At 65.4% G+C, this 26,679-nt stretch carries 29 protein-coding genes and 2 pseudogenes; 14 read left to right on the top strand and 17 right to left on the bottom strand.

Annotated elements, in window-relative coordinates; all coding sequences use genetic code 11:
- Position 1: 1 nt before the first annotated feature.
- From G6N31_RS09870 to G6N31_RS09820, 11 genes are all read right to left on the bottom strand, one after another.
- On the bottom strand, positions 2-1,021 hold the full coding sequence (locus G6N31_RS09870) for a DUF2889 domain-containing protein (protein ID WP_098003043.1): 1,020 nt from the start codon (positions 1,019-1,021) through the stop codon (positions 2-4).
- Between the two features lie 10 nt (positions 1,022-1,031).
- Positions 1,032-1,466 carry a Zn-ribbon domain-containing OB-fold protein gene (locus G6N31_RS09865; RefSeq protein WP_098003044.1) on the bottom strand — a complete coding sequence of 145 codons (435 nt, stop codon included), beginning with the start codon at positions 1,464-1,466 and terminating at the stop codon, positions 1,032-1,034.
- Between the two features lies 1 nt (position 1,467).
- Positions 1,468-2,658 carry a thiolase family protein gene (locus tag G6N31_RS09860; RefSeq protein ID WP_098003045.1) on the bottom strand — a complete coding sequence of 397 codons (1,191 nt, stop codon included), beginning with the start codon at positions 2,656-2,658 and terminating at the stop codon, positions 1,468-1,470.
- 108 nt (positions 2,659-2,766) lie between these two features.
- Positions 2,767-3,216, bottom strand: a complete 450-nt coding sequence (locus G6N31_RS09855; RefSeq protein ID WP_098003046.1) for a nuclear transport factor 2 family protein — start codon at positions 3,214-3,216, stop codon at positions 2,767-2,769.
- A 7-nt stretch (positions 3,217-3,223) separates the two neighbouring features.
- The gene (locus G6N31_RS09850) at positions 3,224-4,231 is read right to left on the bottom strand and encodes an LLM class flavin-dependent oxidoreductase (protein WP_234815262.1); all 1,008 of its coding nucleotides are present in this window, start codon (positions 4,229-4,231) and stop codon (positions 3,224-3,226) included.
- Positions 4,232-4,651: a nuclear transport factor 2 family protein gene (locus G6N31_RS09845; protein WP_098003047.1), complete on the bottom strand. Its 420-nt coding sequence runs from the start codon at positions 4,649-4,651 to the stop codon at positions 4,232-4,234. It abuts the gene before it with no gap.
- On the bottom strand, positions 4,638-5,543 hold the full coding sequence (locus G6N31_RS09840) for an SDR family NAD(P)-dependent oxidoreductase (RefSeq protein WP_098003048.1): 906 nt from the start codon (positions 5,541-5,543) through the stop codon (positions 4,638-4,640). Before G6N31_RS09840 ends, G6N31_RS09845 begins: the two co-directional genes overlap by 14 nt.
- Positions 5,540-6,046 (bottom strand): DinB family protein, encoded by a 507-nt coding sequence (locus G6N31_RS09835; RefSeq protein WP_098003049.1) that lies wholly within the window; start codon positions 6,044-6,046, stop codon positions 5,540-5,542. Before G6N31_RS09835 ends, G6N31_RS09840 begins: the two co-directional genes overlap by 4 nt.
- A gap of 53 nt (positions 6,047-6,099) precedes the next feature.
- Entirely contained in the window at positions 6,100-6,522 is a 423-nt protein-coding gene (locus G6N31_RS09830) for a nuclear transport factor 2 family protein (RefSeq protein WP_098003050.1), read from the bottom strand.
- Positions 6,523-6,550: 28 nt separating this feature from the next.
- On the bottom strand, positions 6,551-7,093 hold the full coding sequence (locus G6N31_RS09825) for an isochorismatase family protein (protein ID WP_234815263.1): 543 nt from the start codon (positions 7,091-7,093) through the stop codon (positions 6,551-6,553).
- Positions 7,094-7,170: 77 nt separating this feature from the next.
- Positions 7,171-8,214: a Rieske 2Fe-2S domain-containing protein gene (locus tag G6N31_RS09820; protein WP_163722127.1), complete on the bottom strand. Its 1,044-nt coding sequence runs from the start codon at positions 8,212-8,214 to the stop codon at positions 7,171-7,173.
- Positions 8,215-8,409: 195 nt separating this feature from the next.
- Between G6N31_RS09820 and G6N31_RS09815 the strand changes: the two genes are divergently transcribed.
- Positions 8,410-9,225: an SDR family NAD(P)-dependent oxidoreductase gene (locus G6N31_RS09815; RefSeq protein ID WP_098003054.1), complete on the top strand. Its 816-nt coding sequence runs from the start codon at positions 8,410-8,412 to the stop codon at positions 9,223-9,225.
- Here G6N31_RS09815 and G6N31_RS09810 read toward each other — a convergent pair.
- Positions 9,174-9,821: a TetR/AcrR family transcriptional regulator gene (locus G6N31_RS09810; RefSeq protein ID WP_098003055.1), complete on the bottom strand. Its 648-nt coding sequence runs from the start codon at positions 9,819-9,821 to the stop codon at positions 9,174-9,176. The genes G6N31_RS09815 and G6N31_RS09810 overlap by 52 nt on opposite strands.
- Positions 9,822-10,021: 200 nt before the next feature.
- Between G6N31_RS09810 and G6N31_RS09805 the strand changes: the two genes are divergently transcribed.
- From G6N31_RS09805 to G6N31_RS09790, 4 genes are all read left to right on the top strand, one after another.
- The gene (locus G6N31_RS09805) at positions 10,022-11,029 is read left to right on the top strand and encodes an aromatic ring-hydroxylating dioxygenase subunit alpha (protein WP_098003134.1); all 1,008 of its coding nucleotides are present in this window, start codon (positions 10,022-10,024) and stop codon (positions 11,027-11,029) included.
- A gap of 124 nt (positions 11,030-11,153) precedes the next feature.
- A complete protein-coding gene (locus G6N31_RS09800; protein ID WP_098003135.1) occupies positions 11,154-12,197 on the top strand; it encodes a ferredoxin--NADP reductase in 1,044 nt (347 codons plus the stop codon).
- A gap of 43 nt (positions 12,198-12,240) precedes the next feature.
- Positions 12,241-12,474, top strand: coding sequence for a carboxymuconolactone decarboxylase family protein (locus G6N31_RS09795; RefSeq protein WP_098003057.1), 234 nt, complete (start codon positions 12,241-12,243; stop codon positions 12,472-12,474).
- Between the two features lie 77 nt (positions 12,475-12,551).
- A complete protein-coding gene (locus G6N31_RS09790) occupies positions 12,552-13,889 on the top strand; it encodes a phosphotransferase family protein (RefSeq protein ID WP_098003058.1) in 1,338 nt (445 codons plus the stop codon).
- A gap of 56 nt (positions 13,890-13,945) precedes the next feature.
- On the opposite strand, the pseudogene G6N31_RS09785 reads toward G6N31_RS09790, so the two are convergent.
- A pseudogene (locus tag G6N31_RS09785) lies at positions 13,946-15,458 on the bottom strand (IS1634 family transposase).
- Positions 15,459-15,649: 191 nt separating this feature from the next.
- Positions 15,650-16,498, bottom strand: coding sequence for a hypothetical protein (locus tag G6N31_RS09780; protein WP_133117678.1), 849 nt, complete (start codon positions 16,496-16,498; stop codon positions 15,650-15,652).
- 130 nt (positions 16,499-16,628) lie between these two features.
- Between G6N31_RS09780 and G6N31_RS09775 the strand changes: the two genes are divergently transcribed.
- The 5 genes and pseudogenes from G6N31_RS09775 to G6N31_RS09755 all read left to right on the top strand — a co-directional run bounded on the left by G6N31_RS09775 (position 16,629) and on the right by G6N31_RS09755 (position 20,006).
- The gene (locus G6N31_RS09775) at positions 16,629-17,258 is read left to right on the top strand and encodes a TetR family transcriptional regulator (RefSeq protein ID WP_234815264.1); all 630 of its coding nucleotides are present in this window, start codon (positions 16,629-16,631) and stop codon (positions 17,256-17,258) included.
- A gap of 82 nt (positions 17,259-17,340) precedes the next feature.
- Positions 17,341-17,799: a MaoC family dehydratase gene (locus G6N31_RS09770; protein WP_098003060.1), complete on the top strand. Its 459-nt coding sequence runs from the start codon at positions 17,341-17,343 to the stop codon at positions 17,797-17,799.
- A 103-nt stretch (positions 17,800-17,902) separates the two neighbouring features.
- On the top strand, positions 17,903-19,096 hold the full coding sequence (locus G6N31_RS09765; protein ID WP_098003061.1) for a thiolase family protein: 1,194 nt from the start codon (positions 17,903-17,905) through the stop codon (positions 19,094-19,096).
- A gap of 122 nt (positions 19,097-19,218) precedes the next feature.
- Positions 19,219-19,777, top strand: a pseudogene (locus G6N31_RS27830) (IS110 family transposase); the annotation flags it as partial.
- Between the two features lie 19 nt (positions 19,778-19,796).
- Positions 19,797-20,006, top strand: coding sequence for an AMP-binding enzyme (locus G6N31_RS09755; RefSeq protein WP_234815267.1), 210 nt, complete (start codon positions 19,797-19,799; stop codon positions 20,004-20,006).
- 1 nt (position 20,007) lies between these two features.
- Here the strand turns inward: G6N31_RS09755 and G6N31_RS09750 are convergent, their stop codons facing one another.
- A complete protein-coding gene (locus G6N31_RS09750) occupies positions 20,008-20,505 on the bottom strand; it encodes a CAP domain-containing protein (RefSeq protein ID WP_098003064.1) in 498 nt (165 codons plus the stop codon).
- Positions 20,506-20,611: 106 nt separating this feature from the next.
- On the opposite strand from G6N31_RS09750, the gene G6N31_RS09745 reads away from it, so the two are divergent.
- Positions 20,612-20,893, top strand: a complete 282-nt coding sequence (locus G6N31_RS09745; RefSeq protein ID WP_098003065.1) for a DUF732 domain-containing protein — start codon at positions 20,612-20,614, stop codon at positions 20,891-20,893.
- On the opposite strand, the gene G6N31_RS09740 is transcribed toward G6N31_RS09745, so the two are convergent.
- Entirely contained in the window at positions 20,879-22,165 is a 1,287-nt protein-coding gene (locus G6N31_RS09740) for a TetR/AcrR family transcriptional regulator (RefSeq protein ID WP_098003066.1), read from the bottom strand. The two genes, G6N31_RS09745 and G6N31_RS09740, sit on opposite strands and share 15 nt — an antisense overlap.
- 44 nt (positions 22,166-22,209) lie before the next feature.
- Positions 22,210-22,524 carry an acyl-CoA synthetase gene (locus G6N31_RS09735; protein WP_098003067.1) on the bottom strand — a complete coding sequence of 105 codons (315 nt, stop codon included), beginning with the start codon at positions 22,522-22,524 and terminating at the stop codon, positions 22,210-22,212.
- 123 nt (positions 22,525-22,647) lie between these two features.
- On the opposite strand from G6N31_RS09735, the gene G6N31_RS09730 reads away from it, so the two are divergent.
- From G6N31_RS09730 to G6N31_RS09720, 3 genes are all read left to right on the top strand, one after another.
- Positions 22,648-23,847: an amidohydrolase family protein gene (locus G6N31_RS09730; protein ID WP_098003068.1), complete on the top strand. Its 1,200-nt coding sequence runs from the start codon at positions 22,648-22,650 to the stop codon at positions 23,845-23,847.
- Between the two features lie 254 nt (positions 23,848-24,101).
- Entirely contained in the window at positions 24,102-24,296 is a 195-nt protein-coding gene (locus G6N31_RS09725) for a ferredoxin FdxE (protein ID WP_098003069.1), read from the top strand.
- 73 nt (positions 24,297-24,369) lie between these two features.
- On the top strand, positions 24,370-26,673 hold the full coding sequence (locus G6N31_RS09720; protein ID WP_098003070.1) for an acyl-CoA dehydrogenase family protein: 2,304 nt from the start codon (positions 24,370-24,372) through the stop codon (positions 26,671-26,673).
- Positions 26,674-26,679 lie beyond the last annotated feature (6 nt).

Raw genomic sequence — 26,679 nt, 5'->3', positions numbered from 1 at the left:
CTCACAACCGCGTCATCAGCGCCTCGGCGTCGGCCACGCTGCGCAGCAGATCGTTGAGGTGCGTGCAGGTGCTGGTCCCGAACAACTCCTGGCGCACCCGGAAGTGCAGTTCGGACAACGTCATTCCGGTGATCCGCTCGGTACTGGCGACCGCGCCGGGACATTCCTGCCAGGGCAGCACGCGCGGTGTGGCGTGTGAGTCGATGATCACCCGGGTCTTGGCGTCGACGGTGGCGGCGAGTGTGTATTCGTGGATGATCGTTTCGACGTCGTCACCGCGCACATAGGTGTCGCGGAATATCGCGTCAATTCCGATCTGCTCGGGCGTCTCCTCGAATACGTCGATGCGGCGCCGCCGGCGCATGCCATACCGCGGCAACTGTGAAACCTCGTGCCAGGCATGAGGATCGTCGCCGTGATCGAGGTCGGGAGCTTCCGGACCGGTCACCACGGCGGGATCGCCGGCCTCGAACGAGGTCATCAGCAGTCCGCCGGTGGCGAACCCCGCGCACTGGTCGGCCACCGGTAGATACCCGGACTTCCCGACGTCGCCGAGCAGGCCGGACGCGGACAATGCGTGGCCCGAGATCAGCGTGGCGACCGGAACGTCGTCGAGCAGCGTGTAGCGCAGGTCGCGGGACTGTCTCAGCTCCGGGGCGGCCTTGTCGGCGGCTGCGCGGAATCCACTCATCGCCGGTGCACCCGACAGGTGGGCCACGGCGGCCACCGCAGGTGTCACCTCGACATGCCGCACGACGCGGGCCACCAATTCGATGGTGGCCGTCAAACCGGCCCTACCGAGTTCGGTGACCGTGCCGTCGGTGCCGGTCAAGATATCGCGGGCCCGCCCGCTCAGGTACACCGGATCCAGCGAGCCTTCGTCGCGCGTCATGTCGATCGACGTCGTACGACGCACGGACCGGCGGCGACGCGGCGGGTTGCCGGTCGTGGGCTCGTGTACGCCGTGCAGGGGGTGAAGCCCGAACGCCGGCCCGAACGTCGGGGTGCCCAGGTCCGTCACCTAGGCGACCTTAGTCCTCCCTGGCCGGGCGGAAGGCGAAGGTCACCAGCGATTGTCCGTCGGCCGTCTCCAGGGTGGTGGTCGTCGACACCAGGCGCTGCCCGATCCGTACGTCAGCCGGCTGCACGCCGACGATGAGCGTCTCCACCAGCACGCCCTCGGCCAGTTCGACGAAACCCACCACGTACGGCTTGAACACGTCGGGGGACCGGTTGCCCTTGTACGGCAGCGGTGGCACGAACTCCTGTGTGGTGTAGGTGTACAGCGTTCCCTCGGTGGACAACTCGATGGGTTCGATGTCCTCCTGGATCTCAGGGGCGCCGTCGAAGAGCTCGGGCCGCTCGGCGGGGAACTTCACCACTCCGGTCGAACGCCGACGCGATGCCAACAACACCGCGCGGTCGCCGTCGACCCGGAACAGTCCTTCGGTGATCAGTGTCGTCACGTCAGCTCACCTCGATAACCATGGCAGCACCCATGCCGCCGCCTGCACACATGGACAGCACGCCGATACCTCCGCCGCGCCTGCGCAGCTCGTAGATCGCCGAGGTCACCATCCGGGCCCCGGTCGCCGCGATCGGGTGGCCCAGGCTGATGCCCGACCCGTACACGTTGACGATCTCCTCATCGAGGCGGAGCTCGCGGGCGCATGCCACCGCCTGCGCGGCGAACGCCTCGTTGATCTCGAACAGCGCCACGTCCTCCAGCTTGCGGCCGGCCAGTTCGAGCGCCTTGGGGATGGCGGTGATCGGTCCACTGCCGGTGCGGTTCGGCGCCACGCCGACCGCCGACCAGGACAGCACGTGCGCCAGCACTTCGCCCGAGGTATCGGGACTGGTCAGCGCGACCGCCGCGGCAGCGTCGTTGACGCCCGAAGAATTACCCGCGGTCACGGTGAAGCCGGCGATCTCCGGATGCAGCACCTTCAGGCCCGCGAGCGTCTCCAGGGAGCTGTCACGGCGCGGATGCTCGTCTTCGGCGAAGGTGATGGAGGTGCCGTCGGCCTGCGGCACCCGGATCGGCACGATCTCGTCGACGAAGGACCCGGAATCGATGGCCTTCACCGCACGTTGGTGACTGCGCAGAGCCCACTCGTCCTGTGCCTCACGGGTGATGCCGTACTGCACGGCGCAGTTGTGCGCGACCGTGATCGACATGTCCAGGGCGGGGGCGTCCTCGGTGGGCGGATGCGAGAACGGGAACCACGGGTCCTCGTAATCCTCCGCGGACTTGCCGGTGGTGAACGGCTTGCGCTTGCGCAACATCGGTGTGGTGGAACAAGATTCCATTCCGCCGGCCAGGATCGCCCGGCTCATGCCCGCCGCGATCTGCCCGGCTCCGACGGCGATGGCCGACAAGCTGGACGCGCACTGGCGGTTGACGGCGAGGCCGGGAATGTTGGTCAGGCCCAGATCCACCGCGACGTAGCGGGCACTGTCGCCGCCGCCCTGCAGGCTTTCGGCAAGCACCAGGTCGTCGAAGTCCGCGGCGTACAACCCGGACCGTTCCACGACCGCGGCGATCACCGGCTTGGCGAGTTCGATCGCGGGCATGTTGGCCAGCGTGCCTCTGCGTGACGTTCCGATCGGTGTGCGGGCAGCGGCCACGATCGCTGCGCGGGAGGTCGTTGCGGCCATGTGTCTCCCAATATGGTCGGTCGAGCGGGCGGATTGCCCGGTGTACGGGGTCAGTCTATACCGTTAAATAAATATCGGTATATGGGGTCAGGTATTCACGTGGTGTAGTCAGCACTTCGAGGTGATGCCGAGCAACGTCTCGGCCGGTGAGCCCGGAACACACCCCTCGACGAACGCGCGGCGCCGGGTGAAACGCCAGGTGCCGTCGTCGAGGGCCACCTCGTCGGTGTAGGTGCCCCAGTGGTCGAGGCCTCTGGTGCCGACGAACTGGAAGCAGGCATAGGTGGTTGCCGTGCGGGCCGAGGTCGGCTCGACGTAGATCGAGCTGAGATAGTGGCGTGCCGGCGTGAAGCCGGCCGCGATGAACGTGTCCTTGACGCTGGCGAAGAAGCCGCGGATCCCGTCAGGCCCGACGTAGGTGCCGTTGTTGGTCTCCATGACCGCATCGGCGGCGAACAGCTGGGACAGCTGATTGATCCGGCCCGAGTCGGCCAGGAACTGGTAGCGGGCCATCAAGTGGGCGACGGAGACTCGTGTCTCGAGTTCGCTGGTGTCCATGGGGTTTTCAACCTTTCTGTGCCACATCTGCGGCCGTGCCGAGTAACGGGGCGAGCTTCGTGCAGATGGTCTGTAGATGACGTAGCGCCAAGTCTTCGCCCATCCCGCCGAGTGACACCCAGAAGAAGACCGTCTCGGTGGGTGAGTCGCCGATCATCGACCGCACCCGCGCCGCCATCGATTCGGGTGTCTCGCACCAGAAGTAGTTCTGCCGCTTGGCGTCGCGGCCACGGAGCCGCTCCGGGTCGACCGGGTCGGGGGTCGGGCGCCCGGTGCCCTCAACAGCATGCTTGTTGTACGAATCAAGCTGGTGGGAAAGGTGTTTGGACACCGTCGGCCAGTCACTCTCCGGGTCGTCACTGACCCAGCCCTGGATGCCCCCGGCCATGCGTCCGATCGCCGGGTCGTGGCCGCCCTCGATCAGGCCGGCCCGGTAAGGCTCCCACAGGCGGTATTCGGCAGACAGCAGACTCTCACCCAACAGCCCGGCCCGGCGGGCGCCCTGTGGACCCTGATACCCCATCCAGATCGGCGGCCGCTGCTGCACGGGCCGAGGGGTCACCCCGCCGGGTCCCCACAGCCGGCGGATCTCCCGCACACTGTCGTCGGTCTGCCCGTATTTGCGTTCGATGCTCCGGCCGAACAGCTCATACTCGGGAACGCGGTAGCCGGCGCCCAGGCCGAGGTCGAGCCTGCCGCCGGAGATCAGGTCCACCATCGCTGCCTGTTCGGCGATCTCGGCGGGGTGGTGCAGGGGCGCGATCACGATCGCGGTGCCGATGCGGACGCGTGTGGTGCGGGCGGCCACCGCGGCGGCGAAGGTCAGTGGTGACGCCATGTATTCGTCATCGAACAGATGGTGCTCGGTCAGCCAGATCGAATGGGCGCCAAGATGTTCGGCTTCCTCGCACATCTCCAGAGCGAATGAGTGCACGCGGGCGGGGTCGCGCCGCCACTGCGGGGGATTGCGCAGGTCGAAATACAGGCCGACGTTGACCGGTGATTGTGCTTGCACTCAGGACACGCATCCTTGGTCGAAGAAGGTCCGCAGCGAGGTGATCAGTCCGTCGGGGTTGAACACGAAGTGCAGGAACAGGTGCAGGTGTGCCGGCTCGGAATCGCCTTCCTGTACCCGGACATTGGCGATCTGCAGCGCCTCGTCGCCGGTGACGATCAGTTGCTCGTGGGTGAAGGTGATGGTGAAACCCTCGGCGATGGCGGTGAAGAACCCCTTGAGTTCGACCGCGTTGCCGGCGAACCGTAGCCCGGCCGGATCCTCGAAGACGGCGTCGTCGGCGAACAGCGAGATGCGGGTGTCGACGTCGCGGACGGCATAGGTCGCCATGAACCTTGTCGTGACGTCTTCGATATGGCTACGCGCGATGGTGGTGGGCACGGCGCCGAGTTGCTGATCTATCCGATCACGGGTTGACATCGGTGTTCGCTCCTTGTGGTTGGTAGACACTGCCGGGGCCGTCCCAGCCGGGCAGCAGACCGCGCTTCTGTGTGAGACCGGGCAGGTAGATCCGCTTGTCGCGCAACTGCCGGGCCTGCGGTGTCGTGGCCAGCCAGGCGATCGCCGCACCTATTGCCTCGGGCGGTGACACCGGCGCCTCGGGGTAGTTGCGACGCTGCTCGTCGAGTGCTGCACCGTAACTGACGAAACCCGGGTCGACCGTCAACACCGTGATCCCACGTTCGCCCAGTTCGACGTTGAGGACGCTGCCGAACCGGTCGATCCCGGCTTTGGCGGCGGCGTAGGCCACGCTCCAGCCGTGCACGGGGCCGGCCGCCACCGGATCATTGACCACCACATAGGACGTCATGTTCATCACGGTGCCGCCGCCCTGCGCGAGCATGACGGGCAGGAACTTCTGCAGCAGAATCGCCGGCGCCACCACGTCGGCCTGCAGGCTACGGTCGAAGAGCTCGATCGGCGTGTCCAGGAAGTAGTCCATCGCGCCGGGGCCTTGATAGACACCGATGTTGACGAGCAGGTCGATTCGGCCGAAGGTGTCCAGCGTCAGATCGGCGGCATTGCCGACGGCATCACGATCGAGGAGATCCATCGCCACCGGAAGTGCTTGTGCTCCGGACTTCTCGACGCGCAGCGCGACCTGCTCCAGACTCCCCGGCAGTACCCGGTTGTCGACGGTCCCGGCCCACGGCGCTTCCTGCCGCCCGTCTCCCTCGCGGACGGTCCTGGCCGTGATGGCCACATCGAATCCGGCCTCGGCCAGGGCGATCGCGGTTGCTGCCCCCATGCCGCGGCTGGCACCGGTGATGAAGGCCACCGGCCTTTCGGAAGATCGCGGTGTGCCCGTCATCGGTCAGCTCCTGTCAACGCGCGGCGCATGTCGCCGTGATGGTGGTGGCATTCGTGCCAGGCGCTGCGGGCGATGAGCGCCACCGTGATTTGCCGCTCGCCCAGGGTCAGCGTCTGCTTCGCCGCGGCGTCGTCCAGCCCGGCAAGCAATGCGGCAAGGCGCCCGATCCGCCGATCGAACTGGGCCAGCAGCTCGGCGGTGTCGTCGTCGTTGTAGTGCGCGTTGGCCACGGATGCGTCGGGGTCGACCATCGGAATGAGCGGGTCGGGCTCGGCGAGTGCCTGTTCGATCAGCCAGCGGTGAAAGGCCATCGACTCCCGCAGATGACCCAGATACTCCTGCGGGGACCACACCCCGGGAGCGGGGCGGCGTCGGAGCGCGTCGTGGGGGGTGGCTCCGATCGTGTCACCGATGGTGTCCGTCTGCGCCATCAACGCCGCCGCGACTGCTCGAGGCGGCGTCGCAGATTCGTCGAACCCGCATTCGCCGCATATCTCCTCCACGGTGGTTCTCCTGGATCTTGTGGGAGTTGTTGCACAGCAACGGTTCAGGAGGGTCAGTGCGCCGCCGCGCTGCCGGTGCGGGCCGTCCACTTGCCGTACGGGATGTGGTCGGGGATCTCCCAGAAGCTGCGTACAGCGCTGCTGCCGTCGGGGTTCAGCCGCCAGACGTCCACGCTGGGGATGATCAGGGTCTCACCCCGATACGTGCCCTCGTTGTGGCAGACCACCACGGCCTCGGCGCCGCCGAGGATCAGCTGTTCGATGCGGACCGCGGGATGGTTCGGTCCGGTGCGGTCCCACAACTCCTCGGCCAGATCCCAGCCCCGCTTGACGGGCGTGCCGACGGGGTCCTCCAGGGTGGGTTCGCCCGGCGCGGTGGCCTTCCAGTGCGCCAGCCAGCCGTGTTTGTCCTGTTGGTTCCACAGGTCGTACCAGCCGCGGATGAACTGTTCGTAGGCGTCACCGGAGATCGTCATCGTCGAGCGACCTTTCGTTGTAGGTGGGTCATTCGGGTTGATTGCCGTCCCATGCCGCGGCCAGATCGGCGATGTCGACCACGCGGGCGAGCATCGCGATGGTGTTGCGCAGCACGAGTTGGCCGTACTCGGCCGGAGTGCCGACGACGGCTTCGCGGGCGACCACGACATGGAACCCTTCGTGTGCCGCCTGTCCCACCGCTAGGGGAATGGCGACGTTGAGTGACACCCCGGCGAAGATCAGCGTGTCGATGTTCCTGGTGTGCAGGATCGGCAGCAGTTCGGTGCCCCAGGTGGGTGATGCGCCGTGGTGGCGCCCCACGATCAGATCGGTGGGATCGAGCAGGGACGGCAAGATCTCTGTCGCGGGATGGCCGGGTGTCCAGTCGGCGGTCGCCCGCGCAGTGGAACGCATCAGGGGAGTGGTCCCGGGCCCGCCGAGGCTGCCCAGGTAGGGGGCGTGCACGACGAGGACGCCCGCCGAGCGGGCAAGTGTCAGCAGCTGTTCGATCCCGGCCAGCGTGGGCGCGGCGTCCGCCGCCAGCGCCGGCAGGATCGAATCGGCTCCCAATACACCATTCTGGCACTCGATGCAGACCACCGCGGTGCGTGCGGGCGCCAACCGTTGTGGTGACGTTGTAGTAGATGTCATGAGCTCCCCGTCGAAATCAGTGCCGGCTCTGGATAGAACTGGCGTGTCCAGGTGCGAAATGCGCGGGTGTACCGGGCTTCGTAGCCCACCGCCAATGGGTGCTCGCGGTAGCGCTGGTGTTCCCATACGCGGCGGTCGGCGTCGGGCCCGAACAGTTCCCGCGTATTGGCTGCGGCGATACCGCGTGCCAAGCCGTCGGGTTCGGTGGAGTCCTTGTCGCGCTTGGCCACCCACACGGTGATGAAGCCCTCGCTGCGGGTCTGGTCGATGGGGGTGAAGGCCCCCAGCGTCGTAGATCGCAGGCCGTGCAGCACACGATTGACGTTGAGTCCGACGCCGTAGGCGGTATTGGCGGTGGCGACCCGAACCGGACCTTTCGGTGTGGTGACCAGGCCGTCGTAGTCGACCTGCAGTACCGGGCCATCTTCCTGCCAGAGTGAGATCTCGGGGATTTCCGCCCAGCGATGGACATACCGCATGTGGGCCAGATCCGGGAAGTTCTCGGCGGCGAACTGGGGATGCATGTGCATCGGCTCCCGGTGAGTTGCCCACGGGTACGGCCGATAGAAGTCGGCCGCGTCGGCCTCCGGCATTCGCGGAGGATCCCAACTCGGTGCCGACCCGTCGGCTGCGTGCCAGAGGAACACGATCCCGCTCACCTCACGCACCGGCCAACTGCGCGTACTCGCGTTGACCGATCCTCGTTCGCCATAGGGAATCTCGGCGTTCCGACCCGCGTCATCCCACGACCATCCGTGGTACGGACACCGCAGGCAGTCGCCTTCCACCGAGCCGCCATAGGCGAGGTGCGCTCCCATATGAGGGCAGTAGGCGTCCAGGGCGACGATCCGACCGGCGGCGTTGGCGTCGTCGGGATCTGTGCGGTACAGGACGAGGTCCTGCCCGAAATAGGTTTCGGCGACGACCTGGCCTCGGGCGAATGCGTCAGACCACCCCACCTGGAACCACCCGGTGGGGTAGTCCGCGTGGGGGAATCCGCGCTCCTGGAACGTCTGGAGGTGGGGATTGGATCTGTCCATCGAGATCCTCACGTCGAGGGTTTTGCGCCGAGCTGTGCCGTGACCACGGCGTTGACGCCGCGCCATTGAGAATAGTGTTCCCAGGAAACGCGCCCTTGTCCGGGAACGCCATTCCCTATACGGTCCGACAGTAGCGCTCAAAGCAGCCGATAGCCAGCGATTCGGCGACCTGATGAGCGGGGCGAGAGGATGTCAATGGATCTGGGACTACAGGGTGCGACGGTCGCGATCACCGGCGGCACGGCAGGAATGGGCCGTGCGACGGCCGAGTGCTACGCGCGCGACGGCGCCCGGGTGGCCGTGCTGGCGCGTACGCGCAGCGCGTTCGACGAAGTGGTGGCGTCATTGCGCGACGCCGGTAGTCCCGATGCTCTCGGAATCGTGACCGACGTGTCGGACCCCGACAGTGTCACCGCCGCTTTCGGTGATCTCGCCGACCGCTGGGGATCGTTGAACGTGCTGGTGAACACCGTCGGCGCTGGCGCGACGATCGTCGGCGAGTTCGATGCGCTCGACGATTGGAAATGGGATGAGGCGTTCGATCTGATAACCATGGGTGCGGTCCGCGCGTGCCGGGCAGCGCTGCCGTTGCTGCGCAAAGCCGAATGGGCGCGGATCGTCAACGTCTCCGCGCACTCGGTCCAGCGCCAGTCGCCTCGATTGATCGCCTACACGGCAGGTAAGGCCGCGTTGACCAGCTTGACGAAAAACCTCTCGCAGACCCTGGCCAAGGAAGAGATCCTGGTCAACACGGTGTCGCCGGGCACCTTCCTGACCGCGCAGATTCGTGATTATGTCGCCACGGAAATTGCCGCGCGCGGTCTGGATCCGGCGGACCCCGTGGATGTCGCCACGATTCTGGAGGAGATGTTCGGCGATGCGCTGGGCCAGCTCGGCCGGGCGGGTCTGCCCGAGGAGATCGCGCCGATGATCACGATGCTGGGATCGCAGCGGAACACCTATACGACGGGCGCTGATCTGAATGTGGACGGCGGTTCCGACTTCAGGTAGTAAGCGGGTGCGGCCAGGCCCGTCAGCACCAGGCCCACCACCGCGTCCCGGACCTCGGTGAAGTCCGAGTCGAGGCGGCCACGGATGCGGGTCTCGAGATGGCGTACGGCCACGGCGTGAATGGTGAAGGCGTCCAGTTCGGGGCGTGCGTTGGGCAGAGTCCCGTCGGCGAGACCGGCGGCCAGCGCCTCGGCCAGTGGCTCGCGGTGCCGCGCGTACGTGGCTTCCAGCGCGGCCGCGATCCCCGGAGTGCTGGCGACGTCCGCGGACAGGAAGGCCAGCGCATCGCGAAATTGTGCCTCGTCCCACCCGATGCTCAGGTATTGGTCGATCCATGCAGCCACCGCGGCCGCCGGACTCTCCGCGGCGTTGATGGCGTCGTGCAACCGCTCCAGGACCAGCTCGCCGGACCACGCCTGCATGGCGATGATCAGGTCGTCTTTCGACGCGAAGTGCCGATAGAACGTGCGCCGGTTGACGCGTGCCGCTTTCAGGATGTTTTCGATCGACGTCGTCGTGCTCGCATTGTGACCGATCAACCGGTATGCGGCGCGCATGATGGCGTCTCGTTCCGATTGGCGTCCATCGTCGATCATGCGACCGCTCCGATCTGGTGGGAATTCTGTTCCCAGATTATCATCCATATTGTTTGGGAACGCTATTCCCGCTATCCTGTGAAGAACATCAAAAAGCCGTTGTCATTTCGTCTACTAACCCGTCGTCTGTTGAAGTCAGCCCCGGCGTCAATCGGTCCGACGAGTCCGTCATACGACATGTCGAAGGAGTGAACGTGAACGTGAAAGGCTTGCCCAGCATGCAGCCGACCGGTTGGTTTCAGGTCGGCTGGGGCGCTGATATCGCCCAGGGCGATGTGATCGGCCTGCACTATTTCGGGGTCGACCTCGTCGCCTTCCGGGACCTGCAGGGTGCGGTGCACGTGCTCGATGCGCACTGCCAGCATCTCGGCGCGAACCTGTCCAAGGGCGGTTGCGTCGTCGAGGACGGCATCCAATGCCCATTCCACGGTTGGGTGTGGAACGGCCAGGGCCGCAACGTCCGGATTCCCTACGAGAATCGGCCCAACCGGGGGCGCAAGGTGCGTTCGTGGCCGGTGGTCGAGAAGAATGAAGCGATCTATGTCTGGCACGATGCCGCCGGCCGCGCGCCGCTATGGGAGATGCCCGACGGGCTGCAGGTTCTCGGCAGCCACATCCACGATCGCGACTACTTCCCGGTCGGCCCGGAAGCCCGGCAGAAATTCGCAGGCATCCACGTGCACCCGCAGATCATCGCCGAGAACGCCGTGGATCCACACCATTTCCGGTTCGTGCACAAGACGCCGATCAGCCCGACGGTGCTGCGCGAAGAGGCGGACGACATCGTCTGGTCGGCGAAAGTCGGGTTCGGCCGGCGGTGGAGCGAGGGCATCGACACCCCCGGGGAGACCACCAACACGCTGGAAATCTACTGGTCGGGTATCGGCGTCTCGTTCAACGGTGAACACACTCGCGACGGTTATCGGGTGATCACGATCTGCACGACCCCGGTCGACAACGAAAGATCGGATATCTTCGCCACCTACTGGATAGACGAGGCGCACGGCGACTACCAGTCGCGCCTCGATGCGGCCAAGGCTGCCCTGCCCGACGATATCGCGATCTGGGAGTACCAGAAGTACATGGATCCTCCGGGACTTACCGCGTCGGAAGCCGCGGGGTTCCGCAAGTTGCGCAGTTGGGCAAATGGCTTCTACCCCGAGGACAGTGCAGCCGAGCCGGAAGCGACGCTCACCGCCGCCACCTGACGGCAACGTCCTGCGCCGATCCGCTCGGCACTTTTGTCGAGCCGGAAACGGGTCGGATGCAGGGTATTTCGATGGCTCCGTGATGCCCGGTCCGAGCCGTGCCGCCCAGAGAGGAGACCACCCGGTGCCCACCCCGAAGTGGACACTCACGGTGGCCGATGTGGTCGCAGAGACTGCTGATGCGGCCACCATCGTGTTCGATCCGCCCGACACGGGTGATTGCGCGTACCGACCCGGCCAGTTCCTGACGCTCCGCGTGCCAAGCGATCAGACCGGGGCCGTCGCGCGCTGTTATTCGCTGTGCAGTTCCCCGGCCACCGACAAGCGCCTGGCCGTCACGGTCAAACGCACCGCCGAAGGATATGCGTCGAACTGGTTGTGCGACAACGTCCGTGTGGGCGACCGGATCGACTGCCTCCCGCCCAGCGGGGTGTTCACACCGGCCGACCTGCACACCGACCTCCTGCTGATCGCCGGCGGCAGCGGTATCACGCCGATGCTGTCGATCACCAAGACGGTGCTCGCACGCGGCCGAGGGCACGTCGTGCTGCTGTATGCGAACCGGGATCCCGAGGCGGTGATCTTCGCCGCCGCACTCCGTGACCTCGTCAACGACCATCCGGACCGATTGACGGTCATCCACTGGCTGGAAGCAGTACAAGGCCTGCCGAACGATCAGACGCTTGCGCGGTTACTCGCGCCGTATGCCGGCCATGACGTTTTCATCTGCGGGCCAAGCCTGTTCATGAGGAGCGCCCGCAGCGCGGTGGAGAGTTTCGGGGTCCCGCGGTCACGGATTCACATCGAGAACTTTGTGTCGCTGTCGGGGGATCCGTTCGTCGACAAGCCGGTCGACGTTGATCAGGTCCCTCCGGCGGCTGCGGACAAACCGCAGCAGACCGCGGAAGTCGTCGTGCAGTTGAACGGTGACACCCACACGCTGACGTGGACACGGAAAGACACCCTGATCGACCTGTTGATCGCACAGGGCATCGAGGCACCGTATTCGTGCCGCGAGGGCGACTGCGGAACCTGCCAGTGCATGCTGCTCGACGGCGAGGTCGACATGGATACCCATGGAGCCCTGGACGAGGAAGACATAGCCGAGGGCGTCGTCCTCGGCTGTCAGGCACGGCCGGCGTCGGATCACATCACGGTCGAGTTCTGATGAGCACGGCGCAGGCAACCGCGGCTATCCAGGGAGCGAACGAATGAGCACGGCACGCCAAACCGGCTTGGACATTTTCCGCACGATGATGCCCAAACTGGTCGCCGGCGGTGACGATGCCGAGGTGCGCGACAGCAGATTCGCCGACGAGCTCGGTAAAATCAGGCTGGAGGAACTTGTCTACCACGCGTCGGGATACGTCGGTTATCCAGCCGCCAGCAGTGCAGGGCGGCTCGTTCGTGGGGTATTCGACGATTTGTCGGATGACGAAAAGTAATCGTGAAGTTGGTATTTGGCTGACGTAGCCGATGTGCGAATGTCGGACTCCACCGTGTGACCGAACGAAGGATTGATATGAGCGACGAGGAAATCATCTCGAACTGGATCGCGCAGCACATGGGTGCACGCGTGGTCGCGATCACCCGTCAGGCGCGGTGGCGTGCCGCCTGGCTGGTCGATGCCGAGCGCGACGGTGTGGTGCTGCCGCTGGTCGTGCGTGGCGAGCGTGGCGGCGGGATACCCATGCAGTTTCCGTTGCATCATGAGATGTCCCTGCAACGAGTCATGGGAGAACAGGGCATTCCCGTTCCGGCGGTACACGGCTGGATCGACGATCTGCCCGCGTATGTGATGGACCGTGTCGACGGTCAACCCGGATTTGACGGGCTGACCACCGAGCAACGCGACGCGGTGATGCGCGAATACATGGCCGAACTGGCCAAGCTTCACCGCCTGCCGCTGGAGCCGTTCCTCGAAGCTGGCGTCCAACGTGCTTCCAGCCCGTCCGAGGTGGGCAGCTACGGAATCGGGCAGTTCGAAAAGGTATGGCGGGCAGGAAAGAACGCTCCAAATCCGCTGCTGGAGTTCGTGCTCGGATGGCTCAAGCGCAATCCCGTCGATACCCGTGGCCGGGAGTCGGCCATCGTATGGGACTCGGGCCAGCTACACCAGAAGGACGGACGCCTGGTCGCACTCCTCGATGTGGAAGCCGGCCACATTGGCGATCCGATGATGGACCTGGCCGCACCCCGGATGCGTGACACGGTTCTGCATTTCGGTGACTTCGAGACGCTGTACCGGGAATATGAGCGTGCCGGCGGAGTTCCCGTCGACATGGACGCAATTCAGTTGCACCACATCGCTTTCACGCTCACCAACGAACTGGCGTTCCGGAACTCGCTCAACGATCCCGAGCCGGACTCGGATTACATGACCAATCTGCACTGGTGCAGTGAAACTAACCTGCATGCCATCGAGGCACTGGGGGAGCGGCTCGGTTTGCAGCTGGAGCCACCGGAAATTCCCGAGGCGACAGTCACTCGAGCCGCCGCCGCACACGATCAGCTCATCCACATGCTGCGCGGAATCAGCACCGACGACGAGTACATCCGATATCGGCTCCGGGTCGCCTTCCGGTTGGCCCGCTACGTGCAGCGCGAGGACGAGATCGGTGCAGAACTGACCAACGCCGATCTGGACGACTTGGCCTCGTTGCTGGGTCACCGGCCGCACACCTGGCAGGAAGGCGACGCCGCACTGGAGCAGTTCGTCCTGGCCGATGACGGTCGACACGATGAACAGCTCTGTCAGTTGTTCTACCGCCGCCAGATTCGCCACAAGAACACTCTCGGCCCGTTGGGATCGGCGATGGTTGCTCACCACACCTGCCAGCCGTTCCCCGCGCGCGTTTAAGCCAAACACGAGAACACGGGCGTCGCCAACCTCCGGTGGGCCCGACTTGGCTCAAATTAGTGCGCACCGTCGCTGCGGATTTTGAGCAGAGCGGCGCGGAGGTCGTCGGGTAGCGGGTCAGCGGCGGTGAGGGTCTGGGTTCCGGCCTGGATTTTCACGGTGCGGTAGCGGCGTGCGGTGCGGACGAATTTCTTGATGCTCCAGCCGGTCTGGGTCTCGATGTGGTGGCTGACGGCCATCGCGGCGACCACGATGCTCAGGTGAGCGTCGATGGAATCGCGCAGGTGGTGATAGATCGGACGGGCCTGCAGGTTGTGCTTGGACATCCGGAAGCTCTTCTCGATGTGCCACAGCTGGTGATAAGCATCGATGACGAACGTCGAGGGCGCGCTGGTCAGGTTGGTGGTGTAGCCCTTCCAGCCGGCCAACGCCCGGGTCTTGGCCTCCAGGGTGCGGTTGACGCTTTTGGTGGCGCCGGCCAATTGGATGTAGCGGTTGCGTTTGACCGGTGCGTGCCCGTCCACGGCACGGTCGGCCTTACGGACCTGCTCGTCGATGCCGCGCAGCGTGCGCCGGGCCCGATCAGCGCGGAACTGGTAGTAGATGACCCGGTCGGGGATGCCGCGGGTCTTTTCCGCGCTGGTGGCCGGCCAGGGCTGGATCAACACCAGCCCATCAGGAATCACCTCGCCGGGGTGACTATCACGCCATTCGCGCACCACATCGGGCAGAAACGGGATCCGGGTGCCGAGGATGAACGACAGTCCGGCGGCTTTGATCGCGATCTGGTTGGCCTCGGAGATCATGCCGGCATCGGCGACGACGGTGACATCGGAGAGGTGGTGGGCGGTCTTGAATGCGGTGATGACCGGCAGCATGGTCGCGGTCTCGGCCTTGTTGCCCTCGAAGGCCTGCACGGTCAGCGGGAACCCGGCGGCATCGGTGAGCAACCCGAGGGTGATCTGTGGTTCCAGGCGCCGTTCCTTGGAGAAGCCGGGTTCGCGGAAGCCGTCACCGGCATCGATTTCGGAAGTAGAGCGTGGAGACGTCGAAGAGCACCAGCGAAGCCGGCCCCAACCCGGCACGCCGGGCACTTGCGGCGGCCAACGCTTGGCGCCATTGCGGAGTGGCATAGCTGGGCAGGCGACGCTTGACCGTGGCATAGGAGGCCGGTTCTACACAGACCTCGGTGAGCACGCGTGCGACGTCGATCTTGCTGCTGGGCTCGATGATCCGGGCCAGGACCAGATCACGAAACACATTGTCGCCCTTTGCGGCTGACTCGAAACCAAGGGTCCGATACACCGCGCACAATGCGTCCCACAGGTGCGTCATCCGCGTGGAGGTGATCGGCAGCGGCTCCGAGCCCGCCGGGGCATTCACGTCGAGATCGAGTACCGCCTGGTTGCCTGCGAGACGCTCAGCGGCCGCGGCCTTCAGCGCCGCCAGTTCGGCCTCATCATGAGCCGAGCCCACGTGCTCGATAGTGCGTGACCCGCGACGGTTGGACCACACGATCTGCACCGCGGTCGCCCCCGAGGCGGTCTTCACGGTGCGCACGTAGGCCACCCCGGCAGCCTACGGGCCCGATTTAGTGCACAAATTTCCGGCAACGCCACAAAGAAAATGCAGGTCACGCTACGGGCACTACCAACCTGCAAACGTGAGCCAAGTCAGGTTTGAGCCAAACACGAGAACACGGGCGTCGCCAACCTCCGGTGGGAGGAGCAGCGGCGCCCGTGTTCCGTTTGGTACTGCAGCTATACGGTGCTGGCGACATCCTTCTTTTCGGTCTCCGGGACCTCCGAGATCTCGTCGTCCAGGGCCGGTATGACCAACCTGTACCCGATTATGACAAATGCGATCGAGAGGATTGTCGATGCGACGGCGAACAGATTGATGATGATCAGCGACGTGGTGGAGCTCATGGCCATGCCAATTGGCAGTATGGTGACGACGCCGACGCCGATGATGATGCTCGGCACCAACAGCACGAGGTAGGCCGGCTTGTCACGTACGAGCGCGGTCTTCATGGCGGCGTGAACCAGCAGTGACACGATGAAGATGACGGCACTGTTGGAGAACGCCATCCACAGCGGGTACCCGAGCACCTGAATGGGCTGCTGCGATCCGTAGTACTTGTATAACCCCAAAGCGAGCATCGGGATCTCGAACGCCAAGGTGATGGGGACGGTGATGGCGAACAAGCCCATCCAACGCTTGAAGGTGATGCCGGTTTCCAGCTTTTGGGTCAGATAGAGGATTCCAGGCGCCCAGAAGACGACGTACATGAACATCGTCCATAGTGGGATGATGCCACCGAATCCGCTGACCGACCTCAGCGCGCCAGACTCGTGGTAGGTGATGTCGACCATGAAGTCGCCCAACGGTTCATAGCTCGCTGCCGCCAAGGCCCCGAGAGACATCCAGAACATCTCGGAACGGCCGGTGGTTCGCCACCTCTTGATGGCGTACCAGAACACCGCGGCTGCCAGCACTAGCGTCACCGCCAGCATCGAGACCTGCCAGGTCATCGACTTGATGAGTTCCGGTGCCGGGTCTTTCGGGATGAGATCCGCCCGCATCGGAATTTGATCAAAGTTCACCATCTGCGCTCCTTCGCTGCGCCGCGCCTACCGCTCGAGTAATTCCAGACACAAAGACCCCATGTGTGGGACATGCAACACATTAAGCACTTTTGTGGGAATGGGTCAATAGGTGCGGGTAGACTCCCCAGCCGTGACCGCACAGGCAGAAGCGAACCGCGCGGGCGGCGCCTGGGGTGCAGATCTTCCGCTGAACGAAGAGCAGGCCAGGGAGCGACTGCTGGCAGCGGCCGAAGCCTGTTACGCCGAGCGGGGGCCGACCCGAACCCGCATGAGCGATATCGCCGCCAGGGCGGGCGTGAACCGGTCCACGGTCTACTACTACTTCCAGAACAAGGAAGCGGTGCTGGTAGCTTCCTTCATCCGGACGCTGGCCGGCATCTTCGTCTCGGTCGAGCCCTGCTGGCACACGGATGAGCCATTTCTCGATCGGCTGGTCGCGGCTTGTCTGGCGGGCAACGAAGCTGCCCGGACTTCGCCTACGGCAAGGCTTCTCATCCGCAACGATGAAGCGCTGCACACCTATCATGCGACCCAAGCGTCAGACGTTTGGCGTACTGAGCTGGCCAAGGCTCTCGGTCGGCGCATCGCCGATGCTGCCGAGCGCGGCGAGGTGCGCGACGATATCGCTCCAGAAACGTTGGCGCGGTGGGTGACTCGTATCAACTTCAGCCTCATGTCCGAGCCCGCCAGTGCGGAGGATGGTGGCGAGGAGGGCATACTGCGACATCTGCTCGCGGCGTCTCTGGCGCCGCGGCGGTAGGCAACTGCGCCTGCGCGTGGGTCCTCCCCCTTCTCGTATATAGTTATATGAATAGTGGTATCGCTGCGGATTGGGGAGTCGGATGAAGGTCATTGGGTCAATCGCGGATGCGGAGCAGGCGGTCGGCGAAGAGCTCGGTGTCGGCGATTGGATCGTGGTCGACCAGCAGCGCATCGACGCCTTCGCCGACATCACCGAAGACCACCAGTGGATTCACGTCGACGTGGACCGCGCGAAGGACGAAAGTCCATACGGGGCGACCATCGCCCACGGCTTTCTGACGCTGTCTCTGCTCCCGGTTCTGAGCTCGCACAACTACAGGTTCGAGAACTCGAAAATGCGGGTCAACTACGGCCTGAACAAGGTGCGCTTCCTGGCTCCGGTGACTGCGGGCAGCCGGGTGCGCGTCCGGACGGTTGTCGCCGAGGCCGTGAAGGTCGATGACACCACGGTGAATGTGACGATGCGCCACACCGTCGAACTCGATGGCTCCGACAAGCCGGCCGCGGTGGCGGACCTGATTGTGCGAGCGATTTTTTGACCCCGGACTTGTCGGGACGGCTGACGAATACGCTCACCCTGGTGGGTGTCGCACTCGAGGAGGCTCTTATGAGGGACCAGCGAGAAGCGAAGCGGGATCGCGCATGAGGGGCGGCCCGTTCGAGGGAAAGGCCGTTCTGACCGGCGCGGGTAAGTCACAGGTCGGGCGCCGGCTCGGGCGCACCGGGCTGGACCTGACGCTGGAAGCGGTGCTGCGGGCCATCGAGGACGCCGGCCTGAGCGTCGACGACGTCGACGGGATCGCCAGTTATCCAGGCCCCGGGGTGCCCGACGCCGGTTTCTCCGGAGCGACGGTCCAGGAGGTGCGAACCGCACTGGGGCTGCGCTCCCGCTGGTACGTCTCGGCGATGGAGACTGCCGGACAGATCGGCCCGGTGATCGAGGCCTGCATGGCGGTCAGCCTGGGGTTGGCCAATCACGTCGTGGTGTACCGGTCGGTGTGGGAGTCCACTGCTGCCCAGCAGGCGGGCGGAGGACGGGCCTCGGTGCTGTTCGGCGGCGGCCAGCTGCCTCCGCATCTGGAATGGGTGGCGCCGTTCGGGGCGCTGTCGGCGGCGAACTGGCTGGCGATGCCCGCCCAGCGCTACATGAACGATTTTGGGTTGACCCGCGAGCAACTCGGCCGCATCGCGATCAATGCCCGTACCAACGCCGGACTCAACCCCGACGCGGTGTACCGCGATCCGATGACCATGGAGGACTACCTCGGCGCCCGGATGATCTCCGAGCCGCTGTGCCTCTACGACTGCGATGTGCCCTGCGACGGTGCCACGGCCGTGATCGTATCGCGCCGCGACGCGGCGGCCGGCCTGCCGCGGCACCCGCTGACGGTGGAGTCCGTCGGGCCGGGCATGTTTGAACGCGCCACCTGGGACCAACGTTCGGATATCACCACGATGGCTGCCCACGATTCGGCGGCCACCCTGTGGGAGCACACGTCGCTGACCCCCGCCGACGTAGACATGGCCCAGCTGTATGACGGCTTCTCCTTCTTGACCGTGATGTGGCTGGAGGCGTTGGGCTTCTGCGACCACGGCAAGGTCGGTGAGTTCTTGGGTGATGGCTCTCGCATTGCGCTGGACGGCTCGCTGCCGATCAACACCAGCGGCGGCCAGCTCTCTGGTGGCCGGTTGCATGGTATGGGTTTCCTGCACGAAGCGTGTGTGCAGATGTGGGGTGAGGGTGGCGAGCGGCAGGCGCCGAAGACCCCTGAAGTGGTCGCGGTCGGTGTCGGCGGTGGACCGGTGGCCGGGTCGATGCTGCTGAGCAGCCGCTGATAGATCGAGTTGGTCCTTCTCAAATGCCTCCGGAGGTGTCAGGAAGGAATCTGTAACTGATTCCTTTCGGGGTCCGTGTGCTGATGCACGTGGACCTCCTGATACACCCCGGAGGTGTTGTTGTGTCTGTGCACGTAGCTCCAGTCACATCGTCCACGATCATCGTTGCCGTCGATGTCGGCAGACTTCAGCGGTCTTTTCGGTGACCGACGCGGCCCGTCAACGGCTCATCGGGCCGTCAGAGTTCACGATGAACCGGGCGGGTATGACCGCCGCGGCGGCGAGCGTGTTGGCCGCGGTGCCGGCGTCGGGGCGGGTCAAGATCGCCGTGGAGGCCGCGGGCCATTAGCACCGCCCGGTGCTCGACTATCGGTGGCCTTCTGGGTGGGAGGTGTGGGAACGCAATCCCGCGCAGGTTGCCGAGCAGCGTCGCGTGCAGGGTCGGCGGCGAGTCAAGACCGACGCGATCGACCTGGAGGCCATCACCGACTTGGTGCTGGCCGGATACGGACACCTGGTGACCGATCGCGATGCCGTGATCGGTGAGCTCAGCGCCTGGGCCGGACACCGGACGCGGCGGGTCGCCACGCGTACTGCGACGAAAACCAACTGCTGGGACGGCTAGATCGGGCATTTCCGGGACTGACCCTGGCACTGCCCGACGTGCTGGCCACCAGGATCCGCCTGTGCGGTGGTCGGGGTGCCCGACGATCGATGGGGCGAGACGGTGTGCGTGGTCGTCGTGCCATCCGCCGATGCGGTGCCGACACTGGCGGCTGTCCAGGACGGCGTCCGGCAGCGACTGGCCCGACACAAGGTGCCGCGCCGGCCGGTGCTGGTCGCCGAACTACCGGTGTTGGCCAGCGGCAAGGCGGACAAGAAGCGGTTGCGCACCGAACTCACGGACTGAGCTACAGCTCGGGCTGTCCGTATACCGCGACCACCACGGAACGAGCCAGACTGTTCTCCGACCACACCCCGATGGCGGTGTTCGCGCAGTCCTGCATGATGGCCCGGCGTGGGGGGTCGTACCACCATTGGCCGAGGATCTCGATTCCGCTGATCGCAAGGGCCGGGTTGATCGCGACGGTCTCCGACACCTTGCCGGCGAAGTGCTGCCCGTTGGCCCGGTCCTGTGGTGTGGACCCGTCGGAACCGATGTCGCCGTCGAGATTGGTGTTGTTCAGCACGTCCAGGGTGTGCAGGCGCGCTGCCTCCACCAGCCGGCCGTCGAGCTTCGGCTCGGTCGGGCAGCCGTTTTGCTTCTGTGCGGTGTAGATGTTGGCGAACACGCTTTCGTTCAGCCTCTTGTTGTCGGCCTGGGCGGACGGCACCGCGACAGCGGGGGCCACAGCGGAGATCAATGCCAGCGGCAATGCGCAACGCCGGCCAGCGCGGGAAGGTGACATGGCTGAAGAGCCTACCGGCAAACAGATATATGAATTACCATTTCACTACCTATGAACCGACTCGGCACATCCATACTGCTCGTGCTGCCGCTCGGCCGCGTCAGCGTTGAGCATCTCGACCGCGCACGCAGATGCCGTGGGCTGTCTCGTCAACGTGACGGTGCGGCCCGGATACAACTTCGCCAACGCCGACCAGGCACTGGCCTACGGGTATGGGGTCTGTGACAAGATTGCGCCGTTGGTCGGTGACGTCGAGGCCGACTTCAACACCTCAGACGAGCTCCAGGCCTCATATCCCATGTCCCAGTCCGCACAGCAACTCTGCCCGGCCCAGATCTGGCAGCTGCGACAGTCGGCGGCTGAGCTGTACGGTTCAGCCGGCCCGTAGTAGTGACCGTCGCAACAGGTTCACCATGAGTTCTGCGGTGCGATGATCGCTTTCGGGTGCGGTGGCCGCTGTCGGTTCGGTCATCCGGCCCAGCACTGCGAGGAACACCGCTCCGGCCACTTCGGGGTCAAGGCCGTCCGGTAGTCGAACGGGCTCCAACAGCTTCTGTACCGCGTGGTGGATAGCCGTGATGCCGTGGTCGAGCGCCGCCTCGGACAGCTGCTCTGCCGCCGCGCCGTCGAACCATGCGCGAATGACACCGCTGTAGCGACGGTGAAATCGTACGTAGCCCACCATCCACGTGGTGAACGCCTCGATGTCGGCGATTCCAGGCAGGGTCGCTGCATGCTGTTCGATCTCGATCAACGCCTCGCGGGTGAGTTCGGCGAGGATCCTGTCCTTCGTGCTGAAGTGCCGGTACAGGGTTGCCCGGCTGATGTCGGTGGCGGCGGCAATTTCCTCCATGCTGACCGCGTAGTACCCGTGTTCGGCGAACAGCGAGGAACTGGCCGACAGCACGTCCTGGCCCACGGGCGACGACGGGATGATCAAGGTTTGGGGTGCCGGCGCGGCCCCCGCGGCCGGCCGGCCGGTACTGCTGACCGGTTGGCGGCCATCACGCGGCAGGATGTCAGCGGGGGTGTCGGGGAACAACATCAGCTGCAGGGCGACCGTCAACGACCACGAGAGCGGCTCCCGGCCGGGCAACGGGAACATCGCGCGGCGTTGGTAGAGGTGGACCATGTGCGGGATCCGCATCAGCGCCGCGGCCGCATCGTCGGGGTCGAGCCCCCGGAGTCGGGCCGCGTGCAACTGAGCAGTCACCCGCAGGCGAAACTCTTCGGCGACCGGACCCGCGTCGATCACCGACAGTGCGGTCCCGATACCGGGGTACTCCGCGAATACCGCCGCGTGGGTGTCGTAGATGTCGGCCCATTCGGTGAGCCAACGGTGCAGTGCATCGATCCCGTCGGCGGTCGGGCCCAGATCGCCGAGTCGCCCGCCATGGTCGAGCACGGCCCGGCCGGCCACCGCGCTCAATTCCCGGAAGATGTCCTCTTTGCCGGCAAAGTACTGATAGACCGTGGCACGGGACGAGTTGGCCGCCCTGGCAATGGTGTCCAGCGAGGTGCTGTGGAACCCGTTGGCCAGGAATACGTTCGCTGCACATGCGAGGATTCGTTCGCGCTTGTGCAGACCGCGCCGGCCGACGCCGCTGTTGTCGGCGGGCGCATATCCGGGACGGCGGGTCTTGTCCGGAGTTTTCGGCATGCGAGAAGTATCCGGGTGTCCCGACGTGTGCTCGAACGTGGTCTTCATGGCCCCGGCGGGGGGCCGGGCAGATTGCGTTTGGCCTTCCCGGGATAGCCGAAGAATTTCTCGAAGTTGCTGTCGTTGATGGGTTGTGCGCTGTTGCGTGCGGCGGCGGCGCGCAGCGCCGTGAGGCGAGTGTCGGCTTTCTCGACCTCGGCGGGGGTTCCGTCATGCCGAAGGCGCTCAAGCTCGGTTGCGGCTGCGGCGATCTCGAGGCGCAGCCGCTCCCCGGCTTCTCCGAAAGTCAGCAGGTCGTGGTCATCCTCATCCACTTTTTCTCGTCCGGCGACGTCGCCGGACTGATCCGTGCTGTTCATACTGTGGCTCCCAAGTGATGGACGAATGTGGCGTGTGTCATATAGTCTGTGAGATGAACCGTCAGAAAACAAGATGACGAGTCAGAAAATCCAGAGAATCAGCTCAAAACGAAGGAGCGCGTCATGCCGCTTCAGGATCATCACCAGATCGTGTCCGTCGATGACCACCTCGTCGAACACCCGCGGGTCTGGCAGGATCGCCTGCCGGAGCGATTCCGCGAGGCGGGACCTCGGATCGTCGAATTGGACGGCAAGCACCTGTGGAGTTATGACGGGCAGATCTTCCCGACCATCGGCCTCAACGCGGTCGCGGGCAAGCCGCCGGAGGAGTGGGGGATGGACCCCGTCCGCTACGAGGACATGATCCCGGGCTGCTACGACCCGGTAGCGCGGATCGCCGATATGGACGTCGACGGTGTGCAGTCCGCCCTGTGCTTCCCGTCGTTCCCGGGCTTCGGCGGCGGCACCTTCTTCCGCGCCCAGGACAAGGAGCTCGCGCTGCTGTGCGTCAAGGCGTGGAACGATTTCTACATCGACGAATGGTGCGCCACCGCACCCGATCGCTATATCCCGCTGGCGATTCTGCCGGTGTGGGATATCGACGAGACGGTCGCCGAAGCCGAGAGGGTGGCGGCCAAGGGTGCGCGCACCGTGTCATTCCCGGACAGCCCCGTGCCGCTGGGTCTGCCGTCGTTCCACTCCGATCACTGGGACCCGCTGTGGCAGGTCTGTTCCGAGGCGCAGATGCCGGTCTCGTTGCACTTCGGGTCGGGCTCCTATGTGCCCGGGTTCTCGTTCTCCTCGATGAAGCCGGTGCCCGGTGAGATGACCATGCCCGACGCGCCGTTCGCGGTGGCGATCACCCTGTTCTCCACCAACCTGATGTGGACGACGGTCGACCTGTTGTTCTCCGGCAAGCTGCAGAAGTTCCCGAACCTGCAGATCTCGCTGGCCGAGGGCGGCATAGGCTGGGTGCCCTACATCCTGGAGCGGTCGGACTATGTATGGGAGCGGCACCGCTACTACCAGCCCATAGATTTCGATACCCGGCCCTCCGATTTGTTCAAGAAGCACTTCTGGGGCTGTTTCATCGACGACGAGCACGGGCTGAAGAACCGGCACGAGATCGGCATCGACCGGATCACCTTGGAGATCGATTTCCCGCATTCGGACTCCAACTGGCCGAATTCCCGCAAGCGCGCTGCCGAGGTGCTCGCGGAGGTGCCTGACGACGAGTGCTCACTGATCGTCGAGGAGAACGCCCGCCGCATGCTCAACTTTCCGCGGGTGACCACAGGCGAGCGCGTTCTGTCCGGCGTCTGATCGGGTTTGCGCCTTCACCGCAGACACCGTCGCGGTGATGTCGACGAACTTCTCGTGGGGCCGGGGGCATCCCGGCCCCACGTTGTCGTTCGGGGCAGCTGGAAAATCGGTCGTCGGTGACCCGACAGTGTCTTGCACATGTCGAACCTGGTCAGCCGTCACGTGGATGAATCCTAAATAGTTAATCCTTTAGTCTGATGACGTCAGCCCGTAAGACGTGACCGCGTTGAACGTGGTCGAGTGGAGGAGGTCGCATGAAAGTTCATCTCGAGCAGTCGAAATGTGTAGGCCACGCGCAGTGCTACGCCGTCGATCCCGATCTGTTCCCGATCGACGACTCGGGTTACTCGATTCTCGAGCCCACCGAGGTGACGCCTGAGAATGAGCAGCGCATCCGCGATGGCGTTGCTGCTTGCCCCGAGTTGGCGCTGGTGCTCGAAGGTAAGTGACGGGGGCTTGCCAATCCGCCGCCGTAGCGTCACTATGCTTACATAGTTAACCAGGTAATCGTAGTGAGGTGTGATGCAGGCAGCTGATTGGCGTCCTCGGCTCGAGTCGTTACTCGCCGAATTCCGTGTTCGTCAGAATGAGTTCGCCCGGTCGGGCGTCAAGCCGGACCGGATCGAGGCAGCCCGGGCCTGGCACGCCGATTTGGTTGATCACGGTTTGGCCGCACCAGGCTGGCCTCGCGCGGTCGGTGGTCTGGAGTTGTCGCTGGCCGATCAGCTGGATTACTACCGGATGACCACGGACGCGGGCGCGCCGCCGCATCCCTGCGCGCTGTCGTTCATCCTCGCTCCCACCCTGATCGCGCACGGCACGCGCCAGCAAAAGGACCGCTTCCTCAAGCCGCTGTTGCGTGCGGATGAGTTCTGGTGCCAGGGCTTCTCGGAGCCGGGTGCCGGTAGTGACCTGTCGTCGCTGTCCACCCGGGCGGACCGCGATGGGGACATGTACCGGGTCAGCGGCCAGAAGGTGTGGACCTCGATGGCCGACCGGGCCGACTGGATGTTCGCCCTAGTGCGGACCGGCACGGGGGACAAGCCGAGTGACGGCATTACCTACCTACTGATCCCGATGAACAGTCCGGGGATCACGGTGCGGCCGCTGCGCGACATCAGCGGTGCGGCACACTTCGCCGAGGTGTTCCTGGACGACGTGGCCGTGCCGGTGGAGAACCGGGTCGGCGAGGAGGGGGCCGGCTGGTCGATCATGCGGACCTCGCTGGGGCACGAGCGGGCCACCGCGTTCCTGGCTGATGAGTTCAAGTACCGCCGTACCGTCGACCGGGTGGTCGAATTGGTTGCGGCCAGGCAACTCGACGGCGATCCGCTGATCCGTCAGGACATCGCCCGCATGGAGTCCGGGGTGCGCACCATCGCCGCCAACAGCGCCCGCGCGCTGGCCGCGGTGCTGCGCGGCGAAGATCCCGGCGGTGTGGCCTCGGTGAACCGGCTGGTGAAATCCGAGTTCGAGCAGCACCTGCACGCTCTCGCGCTGCGTGCTGTCGGACCGTACGCCGCGCTGGGCAGCCGGGCTCCCGATGCCGTCGACAATGGACGCTGGACCTTCGGCTACCTGATGAGCCGGGCCACCACCATCGGTGCGGGCACTGCCGAGATCCAGCGCAACACCATCGCCGAGAGCGTGCTTGGACTGCCCTCGCACCGCGGCGAGGGCACCCGCACCGCGGCCGTCACCCCCGGCGCACCGCTGGCGGTGCCCGAGGAGGACGAACGCGAACTGCGTGACGTGTTGGCGAAAACGCTAGCGGCGAAGGTGGATGTGGCGTCGCTGCTGGACCGGAAACGTCCCATCGATGCCACCGACCCGGCCGTGTGGTCGGCGCTCGTCGAGTTCGGACTGCCCGGCCTGGCCGTCGCCGAGTCACTCGGCGGCGCCGGTGCGCGGCAGCGGCTGCTCTATGCCGCCATCGAGGAAGCCGGCAAAGCGCTGGCGCCGGCGCCGCTGGTGTCGACGGCGACCGCTCTCGACATCGCCGTGCAGTGCGGCGCGAAGGATCTCGTCGAGCGTCTCGCTGCGGGCACCCCGGCCGCGTTCGCGGTCCCACTGCACGATGGCGGCTGGGTGACCGAAGGCATCGAGTTGCCGGAATGGGACGGCGCTGCCCTGCGGGGCGTGGTGCCGATCGTAGCGGGCGCGCCGAGCGCCGAGATGCTGGTGGTGTTGGCGCGCGCCGATGACGGCGAGGTTGTGCTGGCGGTCGACGCGGACGCCGAGGGCGTCGACGTGACGGCCCATCAGCCCCTCGATCTGACCGCGACCGTCGGCGCTGTGACGTTCACCGGAGCGATTGGTGAGGTGCTGGCCGACGGGACCGACGTGGGCCGCGTGTTGCGCGCCGCGCGTCGGCAGGCACTGCTGGCTGTGGCGGCCGACTCCGTGGGCGTGGCTGCCCGCGCGCTGGCCATGGCGGTCGACTGGGCAGGTGAACGTCACCAGTTCGGTCGCGCCATCGGCAGCTTTCAGGCCGTATCGCATCGGTGCGCCGACATCCTGGTCGCACTCGAAGGCGCCCGCAGTCAGGTGCTCGCGGCCGCAGAGGTCGATCTCGAAGATTCGGAGTACCTGGTGGACCTGGCCACCGCGGCCGCTCTCGACGCCGCGGTCATGGCGACCGAGGCCGCACTGCAGATTCACGGCGGCATCGGCTTCACCTGGGAACATCCGATTCACCTGCTGCTGCGTCGCGCCCAAGCCAACGCCGTGCTGGTCGGCCGGGCCGACGCACTGCGTGATCGCGCAGCCGCGGAGTTGCTGCGGCCGCTTCAGGAGAAGCGCATCGAACAAGCGTTGAGTCGCTGACCAAGC

This window comes from Mycolicibacterium duvalii, from assembly GCF_010726645.1.
Taxonomy (GTDB): domain Bacteria; phylum Actinomycetota; class Actinomycetes; order Mycobacteriales; family Mycobacteriaceae; genus Mycobacterium; species Mycobacterium duvalii.
This window is presented reverse-complemented; position numbering and strand designations above follow the sequence as displayed.